The sequence below is a fragment of the Actinotalea endophytica genome, from assembly GCF_025717005.1.
GTDB lineage: Bacteria > Actinomycetota > Actinomycetes > Actinomycetales > Cellulomonadaceae > Actinotalea.
Map to the genome: position 1 here is coordinate 107,629 of NZ_JAOVZU010000011.1, position 9,712 is coordinate 117,340.

Annotated in this window: 10 protein-coding genes; 8 read left to right on the plus strand and 2 right to left on the minus strand. The window is 73.5% G+C overall.

The window, feature by feature from the left end; translation table 11 throughout:
• The first annotated feature begins 31 nt into the window (after positions 1-31).
• The 8 genes from rbfA to OEB99_RS17570 all read left to right on the plus strand — a co-directional run bounded on the left by rbfA (position 32) and on the right by OEB99_RS17570 (position 7,869).
• On the plus strand, positions 32-472 hold the full coding sequence (gene rbfA / locus OEB99_RS17535; protein ID WP_263578587.1) for a 30S ribosome-binding factor RbfA: 441 nt from the start codon (positions 32-34) through the stop codon (positions 470-472).
• Positions 473-500: 28 nt separating this feature from the next.
• Complete coding sequence (gene truB / locus OEB99_RS17540) at positions 501-1,418, plus strand: tRNA pseudouridine(55) synthase TruB (RefSeq protein ID WP_263578588.1); 918 nt, start codon at positions 501-503, stop codon at positions 1,416-1,418.
• Between the two features lie 111 nt (positions 1,419-1,529).
• Positions 1,530-2,522, plus strand: coding sequence for a bifunctional riboflavin kinase/FAD synthetase (locus OEB99_RS17545; RefSeq protein WP_263578589.1), 993 nt, complete (start codon positions 1,530-1,532; stop codon positions 2,520-2,522).
• Positions 2,523-2,660: 138 nt separating this feature from the next.
• Positions 2,661-2,930 carry a 30S ribosomal protein S15 gene (rpsO, locus tag OEB99_RS17550; protein ID WP_263578590.1) on the plus strand — a complete coding sequence of 90 codons (270 nt, stop codon included), beginning with the start codon at positions 2,661-2,663 and terminating at the stop codon, positions 2,928-2,930.
• 154 nt (positions 2,931-3,084) lie between these two features.
• Entirely contained in the window at positions 3,085-5,319 is a 2,235-nt protein-coding gene (locus OEB99_RS17555; protein WP_263578591.1) for a polyribonucleotide nucleotidyltransferase, read from the plus strand.
• Position 5,320: 1 nt separating this feature from the next.
• A complete protein-coding gene (locus OEB99_RS17560) occupies positions 5,321-6,640 on the plus strand; it encodes a M16 family metallopeptidase (RefSeq protein ID WP_263578592.1) in 1,320 nt (439 codons plus the stop codon).
• Between the two features lie 10 nt (positions 6,641-6,650).
• Positions 6,651-7,406 (plus strand): 4-hydroxy-tetrahydrodipicolinate reductase, encoded by a 756-nt coding sequence (gene dapB, locus OEB99_RS17565; protein WP_263578593.1) that lies wholly within the window; start codon positions 6,651-6,653, stop codon positions 7,404-7,406.
• Between the two features lie 10 nt (positions 7,407-7,416).
• Positions 7,417-7,869 carry a hypothetical protein gene (locus tag OEB99_RS17570; RefSeq protein WP_263578594.1) on the plus strand — a complete coding sequence of 151 codons (453 nt, stop codon included), beginning with the start codon at positions 7,417-7,419 and terminating at the stop codon, positions 7,867-7,869.
• Between the two features lie 13 nt (positions 7,870-7,882).
• On the opposite strand, the gene OEB99_RS17575 is transcribed toward OEB99_RS17570, so the two are convergent.
• Both OEB99_RS17575 and OEB99_RS17580 read right to left on the minus strand, forming a co-directional pair.
• Positions 7,883-8,491: a response regulator transcription factor gene (locus OEB99_RS17575; RefSeq protein WP_263578595.1), complete on the minus strand. Its 609-nt coding sequence runs from the start codon at positions 8,489-8,491 to the stop codon at positions 7,883-7,885.
• Positions 8,488-9,636, minus strand: a complete 1,149-nt coding sequence (locus tag OEB99_RS17580) for a sensor histidine kinase (protein WP_263578596.1) — start codon at positions 9,634-9,636, stop codon at positions 8,488-8,490. Before OEB99_RS17580 ends, OEB99_RS17575 begins: the two co-directional genes overlap by 4 nt.
• Positions 9,637-9,712: the final 76 nt, after the last annotated feature.

Sequence of the window (9,712 nt, forward strand, 5' to 3'; positions counted from 1 at the left end):
CCGCCGAGGGGCAGGACCACCGGAGGCTGTGATGGTCGACCACCCCAGGGCGAGAAAGCTCGCCGACCGGATCCAGCAGATCGTCGCGCAGATGCTCGACACCCGGATCAAGGATCCGCGGCTGGGCTTCGTGACGGTCACCGACGTGCGGGTCACCGGCGACCTGCAGCACGCGTCGGTCTTCTACACGGTGCTCGGCGACGAGGCGGCGCGGGTCGACAGCGCGGCCGCGCTCGCGAGCGCGACGGGGCTGATCCGCTCCGAGGTGGGGCGGCAGACCGGCGTGCGGCTCACGCCGACGCTCGAGTTCATCCCGGACGCCGTGCCGGAGACCGCCGCGCACCTCGAGGACGCGCTGCGGGCTGCGGCCGAGCGCGACGCCGAGGTCGCGCGGCTCGCCGCCTCCGCCAGCTACGCCGGCGAGGCGGACCCGTACCGGCGGGCCGACGAGTCCGACGAGGACGAGGACTGACCCCGACCGTGGGCGGAGCGGGGGCCTGATGGCCGGCGACCCGGACGGGCTGCTGGTGGTCGACAAGCCGGCGGGCTGGACCAGCCATGACGTCGTGGCTCGTGCCAGACGGCTCCTGGGCACCCGGAAGGTCGGGCACGCGGGCACGCTCGACCCGATGGCGACCGGCGTGCTGGTGCTCGGTGTCGGCCGGGCGACCAGGTTGCTCACGTACCTCGTCGGCGCAGACAAGGAGTACCTCGCGACGATCCGGCTCGGCCAGACCACCGTCACCGACGATGCCGAGGGCGAGGTGGCGCAGGCCCAAGGCGTGGACCGGATCGACCCGGACGAGCTGGCCCGCGCGGTCGCGACGCTGACCGGGCCGATCGACCAGGTGCCCAGCGCCGTGAGCGCGATCAAGGTCGACGGGCGCCGCGCCTATGCCAGGGTCCGGGCGGGCGAGGACGTGCAGCTCGCTGCGCGCCCGGTCACCGTGCACGCCTTCGAGGTGGGCCCGCCGCGCGCCGTGACGGCCGCGGACGGCACGCGGCTCGCGGACGTGGACGCCCGCGTGGTGTGCTCGTCCGGGACGTACGTGCGTGCGCTGGCGCGGGACCTCGGTGCGTCGCTCGGTGTCGGGGGCCACCTGACCGCGCTGCGGCGCACCCGCGTCGGCGGCTACGGGCTCGACGGCGCCGTCGACCTGGCCGCCGCGGTCGCGGGCAGCGAAGCGCCCCGCCTGCTGTCGCTCGCGGACGCGGCGCGCGCGACGTTCCCCGCGCGCGAGCTGGACGCCGACGAGGCCGTGGAGCTGTCGTTCGGGCGGTCGCTGCCGCCGTCGGACGGCACGGCGGGCACGCGGGAGGCGCCGGTCGCCGCGTACGCGCCGGACGGCGCGCTGGTGGCGCTGCTGGCGCGTGAGCGGGGCAGGGACCGACCGGTCCTGGTGGTCGCGCCGGCCTGAGCCCACCCGTCCCGCGGGCCCCGACCGGTTCGGACCTGGGACCTGGGCGTGGCAGTCTTGTCCCCGCGGTGATCGTCGTGCCGCCGTGGGACCGAGGATCGAGGAGAGCGCGTGGAGCGGTGGACCGATCTGGCGCAGGTCCCTGCCCTGGACGGCTCGGTCGTGACGATCGGCAACTTCGACGGCGTGCACCGCGGTCACCGGTCGGTGCTCGGCGCCATGGTCGCGGACGCGCACAAGGTCCGCTCGACGTCGGTGGCAGTGACCTTCGACCCGCACCCGGCCCAGGTGCACCGGCCGGAGAGCGCCCCGCCGCTCATCACGGGCCTGACGGACCGGCTCGAGCTCCTCGCCGAGACCGGCCTGGACGCGACCCTGGTCATCCACTACACGCCGCAGTTCGCCGCGCAGGAGCCCGAGGAGTTCGTCCGCCGCTACCTCGTCGACGGGCTGCACGCGACCGTCGTGGTGGTCGGCCGGGACGTGCGGTTCGGTCGCCGCAACTCCGGGGACCTGCGGACCATGGTCGAGCTCGGTGAGCGGTACGGGTTCACCGTGCAGGTGATCGAGGACGTGCACGGCGGGCCGGACCCGTCGCGGCGCTGGTCGTCGACCTGGGTGCGCGAGCTGCTCACGGCCGGCGACGTGCGCGCCGCCGCGGAGATCCTCGGCCGCCCGCACCGCGTGCGCGGCGTCGTGGTGCACGGCGACGCCCGCGGGCGGGAGCTGGGCTTCCCGACGGCGAACCTCGGCCCGGCGATGCAGGGCATGGTCCCGGCCGACGGCGTCTACGCCGGCTGGATGCGTCGGGTCGGCCATCCGGACGACGCACCGGACGGCTTCCTGCCGGTCGCGATCTCGATCGGCACCAACCCGACGTTCGACGGCGACTCGCGACGGGTCGAGGCGCACGTGCCGGACCGCACCGACCTCGAGCTGTACGGCGAGGAGGTCGTGCTCGAGTTCGTCGAGATGCTGCGGCCGACCGTGCGGTTCGAGTCGATCACCGAGCTCATCGACCAGATGCACGACGACGTCGAGCGCACGAACGCGCTCCTGGCCGGCGGGCCGCTGCGGGCGGGCAAGGCCGAACCCGGCTGGTGAGCCCCGCTCGGTCCGACCGATTGGGGCGGCGGCTCGCCTGCTGATAGGATCACAGCCGCCGTGATTCCGGCCGCGGATCAACAGCGCCCGGGTGGACATGCCCCGGAGCACCGCGCAACGAACCCTGAAGGAGAACCAGTGCCCCTGGACGCCGCTACCAAGCAGCAGATCATGACCGAGTACGCGACGTCGCCCGGCGACACGGGTTCGCCCGAGGTGCAGGTCGCGCTGCTCACCCAGCGCATCAAGGACCTCACCGAGCACCTCAAGGAGCACAAGCACGACCACCACTCGCGTCGTGGGCTCCTGCTTCTCGTCGGTCAGCGTCGCCGACTGCTCGGTTACCTGCAGAAGGTCGACATCGACCGCTACCGCAGCCTCATCGAGCGTCTCGGTCTGCGCCGCTGACCCACTGCCCGGGCCCTAGGGCCCGGGCACGCTCATGTTCACCGCCCCCGACCGGTTGCCGGTCCTCGGTAGTGGCTCGCGGACAGGGCAGGTCCCGGTCCGCGGACCTCGATCGAAGGCCGTCACCGACGGGGCTTCGTAGAGAGGGGCTCCCGTGGAGGGACCCGAGATCCAGTTCGCCGAGGCCGTCATCGACAACGGTCGCTTCGGCACCCGCACCGTCCGGTTCGAGACCGGGCGGATCGCCAAGCAGGCCGCCGGTGCGGCGGTCGCCTACCTGGACGGCGAGTCGATGCTGCTGTCCGCGACCACGGCCGGCAAGCACCCGAAGGACCAGTTCGACTTCTTCCCGCTGACCGTCGACGTCGAGGAGCGGATGTACGCCGCGGGCCGGATCCCCGGCTCGTTCTTCCGGCGTGAGGGCCGCCCGTCCACCGAGGCGATCCTGGCCTGCCGCCTGATCGACCGCCCGCTGCGCCCGCTGTTCGTCAAGGGCCTGCGCAACGAGGTCCAGGTCGTCATCACCGTCATGGCGCTGCACCCGGACGACGCGTACGACGTGGTCGCGATCAACGCCGCGTCGATGTCCACCCAGCTGTCCGGCCTGCCGTTCTCCGGCCCGGTCGGTGCCACCCGCATCGCGCTGATCGACGGCCAGTGGGTCGCGTTCCCGCGCTACTCCGAGCGTGAGCGTGCCACCTTCGACATGGTGGTCGCCGGTCGCATCGTCGGTGACGACGTCGCGATCGCGATGATCGAGGCCGAGGCCCCCGAGGGCGCCTGGAACCTGATCAAGCACGAGGGCGCCGTGGCGCCGTCGGAGGACAAGGTCGCCGAGGGGCTGGAGGCCGCCAAGCCGTTCATCCGCGCGCTGTGCGAGGCGCAGATCGAGCTGGCCGGCAAGGCCGCCAAGGAGACCCGCGAGTTCCCGACCTTCCCGGACTACCAGGAGGACTCGTACGCCGCGGTCGAGGCCGCTGCCGAGGGCCCGCTGGGCGAGGCGCTGTCCATCGCCGACAAGCAGGACCGCGAGAACCGCCTGGACGAGCTCAAGGCGCAGATCGTCGAGCAGCTCGCGGGCCAGTTCGAGGGCCGCGAGAAGGAGCTGTCGGCCGCCTACCGGGCCGTGCAGAAGAAGGTCATCCGTCGCCGGATCCTCACCGACGGCTTCCGGATCGACGGCCGTGGCCTGCGCGACATCCGGACGCTCTCGGCCGAGGTCGAGGTGCTCCCGCGGGTGCACGGCTCGGCGCTGTTCGAGCGCGGCGAGACCCAGATCCTGGGTGTCACCACGCTGAACATGCTCCGCATGGAGCAGCAGCTGGACACGCTGTCGCCGGAGACCCGCAAGCGCTACATGCACAACTACAACTTCCCGCCCTACTCGACCGGTGAGACCGGCCGGGTGGGTTCGCCCAAGCGCCGCGAGATCGGTCACGGCGCGCTGGCCGAGCGGGCGCTGGTGCCGGTCCTGCCGAGCCGCGAGGAGTTCCCCTACGCGATCCGCCAGGTCTCCGAGGCCCTCGGCTCCAACGGCTCGACCTCGATGGGCTCGGTGTGCGCCTCGACCCTGTCGATGCTGAACGCCGGTGTGCCGCTGCGCGCCCCGGTCGCCGGCATCGCGATGGGCCTGGTGTCCGACGTCGTCGACGGGCAGCCGCGGTACGCCGCCCTGACCGACATCCTCGGCGCCGAGGACGCGTTCGGCGACATGGACTTCAAGGTCGCCGGCACGCGCGAGTTCGTCACCGCGATCCAGCTGGACACCAAGCTCGACGGCATCCCCGCCGAGGTCCTGGCCGGTGCGCTGACCCAGGCCCGCGAGGCGCGGCTGCACATCCTCGACGTGATGAACGAGGCGATCGACGGTCCGGACGAGATGTCCCCGACCGCGCCGCGCGTCATCACGGTCAAGGTCCCGGTCGACAAGATCGGTGAGGTCATCGGCCCGAAGGGCAAGATGATCAACCAGATCCAGGAGGAGACCGGCGCCGACATCACCATCGAGGACGACGGCACGGTCTACATCGGCGCGACCGACGGTCCGTCGGCCGAGGCCGCGCGGGCTCAGATCAACGCGATCGCGAACCCGCACATGCCCGAGGTCGGCGAGCGCTTCGTCGGCACCGTGGTGAAGACGACGTCGTTCGGCGCGTTCATCTCGCTCACCCCCGGCAAGGACGGTCTGCTGCACATCTCGCAGATCCGCAAGCTGGTCGGCGGCAAGCGGGTGGAGAACGTCGAGGACGTCCTGGCGGTCGGTCAGAAGGTCCAGGTCGAGATCGGCGAGATCGACCCGCGCGGCAAGCTCTCGCTGCACGCGGTCGTCGAGGAGGACGGCGCGAAGCCGGCCGACGCGCCGGCCGAGACCGAGGGCGTCCAGGCCTGAGGTGCCGCTCGCTCTCCCGCTGGAGCCCGGTCACGAGCTGACCGCCGGGCAGGACGGCGGCGCCCTGGTGCGCCGCTCCGTCCTGCCCGGCGGTGTCCGGGTCCTCACCGAGTCGATGCCGGGCCTTCGCTCGGCGACGATCGGTGCCTGGGTCGGGGTCGGCTCGCGCGACGAGCGCGACGGGCATCACGGCGCGACCCACTTCCTCGAGCACCTGCTGTTCAAGGGCACGGCTCGGCGCACCGCGATGGACATCGCCGAGGCGTTCGACGCCGTGGGTGGTGAGGCCAACGCGGCGACCGGCAAGGAGAGCACCTGCTACTACGCGCGGGTGCTCGACGCCGACCTGCCGATGGCCGTCGACGTGATCGGCGACATGGTCACCTCGGCGCGCCTCGACCCCGACGAGCTCGAGGTCGAGCGCGGGGTGATCCTCGAAGAGCTCGCCATGAACGACGACGACCCGAGCGACGTCGCGCACGAGCAGTTCGCCGCGGCCGTGCTGGGTGACCACCCGCTGGGACGCCCGATCGGCGGCACGCCCGGCACCATCCGGGCGGTACCGCGCGACGCGGTCTGGGAGCACTACCGCGAGCACTACGGGCCTGCGGGCCTGGTGGTCACGGCGGCCGGCGGGGTGGACCACGACGCGCTCTGCGCGAGCGTCACCACGGTGCTGCAGGACGGCGGCTGGCCGCTCGACGACAGCACGGCACCCGTGGCCCGCCGGGTCGCCGGGTCCGCGTGGGTGCCCGACGCGGGCACCGAGGTCGTGGTCCGGCGCGCGACCGAGCAGGCCAACGTCATCGTCGGTGGCGTGGGTCTCACCGCGACCGACGACCGTCGCTACGTGATGTCGGTGCTCGGTGCCGTGCTGGGCGGCGGGATGTCGTCGCGACTGTTCCAGGAGATCCGGGAGCGCCGGGGACTGGCCTACGCGGTCTACTCGTTCTCCTCGAGCCATGCCGACACCGGCCTCTTCGGCCTGTACGCGGGCTGTGCCCCGGACAAGGTCGACCAGGTCGAGCAGCTCATGGTCGCCGAGTGGGAGCGCCTCGCCGACGAGTCGATCACGACGGCGGAGCTCGAGCGAAGCATCGGCCAGCTGTCCGGCGGACTCGTCCTCGGTATGGAGGACACCGGCTCGCGGATGAACCGGCTCGGCAAGGCCGAGCTGGTCCAGGGCGAGCTCGTCAGCCTCTCCGAGGCCCTCGAGCGGATCCGTGCGGTGACGGCCGACGACGTCCAGAAGCTCGCCGCCGAGCTCGCGTCCCGTCCCCGTTCCATCGTGCGGGTGGGGCCGTTCGGTGGCGGGGCGTAGGGTGCCGCCCGTGACCTCGTCGCCCGTGACCCGTGTGGCGGTGCTCGGCGCGGCCGGGCGGATGGGGCGCACGGTGTGCGCCGCCGTCGAGGAGGCCGAGGCCCTCCGGCTCGTCGCCCGTCTCGACGTCGGCGACGACGTCGCGTCGCTCGCGGGTGTGGCCGACGTGGCCGTGGACTTCACCGTGCCGTCGGCGACCGAGGCGAACGTGCACGCCCTGCTCGACGCGGGGGTGCATGCGGTGGTGGGCACCACCGGCTGGGACGAGGGCTCGCTGGGTCGGGTGCGTGAGCACGCGGCCGCGTACCCCGGGCTCGGCGTGCTCGTCGCACCCAACTTCGCGATCGGGGCCGTGCTCGCGATGGCGTTCGCGGCCAAGGCCGCGCCGTGGTTCGAGTCGGCGGAGGTCGTCGAGCTGCACCACCCGGACAAGGTCGACGCCCCGAGCGGGACTGCCCGGCACACCGCGGCGGGCATCGCGGCAGCTCGCGCTGCTGCCGGCATGCCGGGCATGCCGGATGCGACCGCGGCGGCGCTGGACGGCGCGCGCGGCGCCGACGTCGACGGCGTGCGCGTGCACGCGGTCCGGCTGCGAGGCCTCGTCGCGCACGAGGAGATCCTGTTCGGCAACGCAGGGGAGCTGTTCACCATCCGACACGACTCGCTCGACCGCGTCTCGTTCATGCCGGGTGTGGTGCATGCGGTGCGTACCGTGGCGTCCCGCCCCGGCCTGACGGTCGGGCTCGAGAGCTATCTGGACCTGTGAGGACGACGGCGTGAAGCGTGGCCTGGTCGCTGCGGTGGTGGTCACCGCCCTGCTGCTCATCTACCTCGTCGTGGCGTTCGGCCGCGGCGTCGCACTGCTCGGGTCCGGTGACCTGATCGGCGTGCTGCTGGGCGTGGCGGTGCTGGCGCTCCCGGTGCTCGGGATCGCGCTGCTGGGCCGCGAGTGGTGGCTCGCCCACGAGGTGCAGCAGATGGCCGACGAGCTCGCCGCGACCGGCGGCCTGGACGCCGACACCCTGCCCCGCACGGCGGGCGGCCGGATCGACCGCTCGGCCGCCGACGAGCAGTTCGAGGTGTCTCGGGCTGCGGTCGAGGCGGCCCCGGAGGACTGGGGTGCGTGGTTCCGCCTCGGCTTCGCCTACGACGCGGCCCGCGACCGGCGCCGCGCCCGCGAGGCGCTGCGCACCGCAGCGCGTCTGCACCGCTCGACCCGTACCGCCTGACCGCGGGAACCGCTCACAGCCAGCCGTTCTGCTCGGCGGTGAGCACGGCCTCCGCACGGTTGCCGGCCGCTGTCTTGCCGATCGCCGACGACAGGTGGTTGCGCACCGTGCCTTCGGACAGCACGAGCCGCCTGGCGATGGTCGCGACCGACGCCCCGTCCCGGGCGGCGCGCAGCACGTCGGTCTCGCGGGGTGTGAGCGGCGACTCGCCGGCCAGCAGCGAGTCGGTGGCCAGGGCCGGGTCGACCACCCGGAGCCCCTGGTGCACACGCCGGACCGCGTCCGCCAGGCGGGCGGCCGGGGTGTCCTTGACCACGAACCCCGCGGCGCCGGCCTGCAGAGCGCGCCGCAGGTAGCCCGGCCGCCCGAACGTCGTGACCATGAGCACCTTGGTCGTGGGCACGCGATCGCGCAGGGCGGCGGCGGCACCGAGGCCGTCGAGCCCCGGCATCTCGACGTCGAGCAGGCAGACGTCGGGTCGATGCGTCAGGGCGGCCTCGACCACCTCGTCGCCACTGCCGACCTCGGCCACGACCTCGAGGTCGGGCTCGAGGCCGAGCAGCGCGGCGAGGGCTCCACGGACGAGTGCCTGGTCGTCCGCCAGCAGCAGCCGGATCGTCATCGCGCGGCTCCGCGGTCCGGCGCCGGGACGGTGACCAGGAGTGAGAAGCCGCGTGGCGCGACCGGCGACGTGACGACCTCCGCACCGGCCGCGGCCGCGCGCTCGCGCAGGCCGAGCAGGCCGTGGCCGAGGTCGTCGGGGCCGACTGGTCCGTGGCCGTCGTCGAGGACCTCCGCGGACGTCGGGCCGAGTCGCACCTCGCAGCGGCCGGCGCCGGAGTGCCGGATCACATTGGTGACTCCTTCGCGCACGGTCCAGGCGAAGAGCTCGCGCAGGTCGCTCTCGACGGTGTCCGTCGAGTTGGGCAGGTCGGCGGTGATCTCGGCGGCATCGAGGGCCGCGCGGGCTCGGGCGAGCTCGCCGGGCAGGGTCAGCTCCCGGTAGCCGGCGACGGCACGCCGGACGTCGGCCAGCGCGTCGCGGGACAGCCGCTCGAGCTCGAGCACCTCGGCCCTGGCGCGTTCCGGGTCCACGTCGATCAGCCGGCCCGCCAGCTCCGCCTTGACCGTGATCACTGTGAGCGAGTGGCCGAGGATGTCGTGCAGGTCGCGTGCGAAGCGGTTGCGCTCCTCGGCGATCGCGAGGCGCTGGTTCTCCTCCTGCGCGGCGCGGAGGCGGGCGTTGCCGATGGCCATCTGACGGAAGCCGAAGGCCGCGAGCATCGCGGCCAGCGTGCCGAGCAGCAGACCGTTGTCCGGCTGCCAGCCGGGCACGACGAAGCCGGTCGCGTACCAGAGCGCGGCGTTCACGGCGCCGAACGCCAGCGCCCGACGACCCGGCAGCGTCATGACGAGCATCACGCCGACGTACACGGCGGTGGTGTCCGCGACCTGGCCGAGGAGGAGGCAGCCGAGCACCGCGAGCGCGAGCGCAACGCTCACACCGACCACGGCGACCGCGGGTCGCGGCACGAACCAGCCGCCGGCGAGCCGCCTGCGACGCAGCAGGATGAAGTACCCGATGTACCAGGCACCGAAAGCGAGGGTCACCACGAACCCGGCGAGGCCCTGGGCGGTGTCCCGCCGGTCCCAGGCCGCCGCGAGCGGCTCGCCGAGGAACACCGTCCACAGCAGGAGCCACAGCACGCCGAACCGCGCGAAGGCGGGCCGGCGCGCGGCCCACGGGGGTGCGACGGCCCAGGGCACAGCCGGTTCGGGCGGGGGGGGGGGGGGGCGGGCCGGGGGGGGGGGGGGGCGGGGGGGGGGGGGGGGGGGGGGGGGG

What these genes read in the sequence shown, in the direction of transcription:
- rbfA (WP_263578587.1), top strand. Translation starts at nt 32, where the DNA reads ATGGTCGACCACCCCAGGGCGAGAAAGCTCGCCGACCGGATCCAGCAG.
- truB (WP_263578588.1), top strand. Translation starts at nt 501, where the DNA reads ATGGCCGGCGACCCGGACGGGCTGCTGGTGGTCGACAAGCCGGCGGGC.
- OEB99_RS17575 (WP_263578595.1), bottom strand. Translation starts at nt 8,491, where the DNA reads ATGACGATCCGGCTGCTGCTGGCGGACGACCAGGCACTCGTCCGTGGA.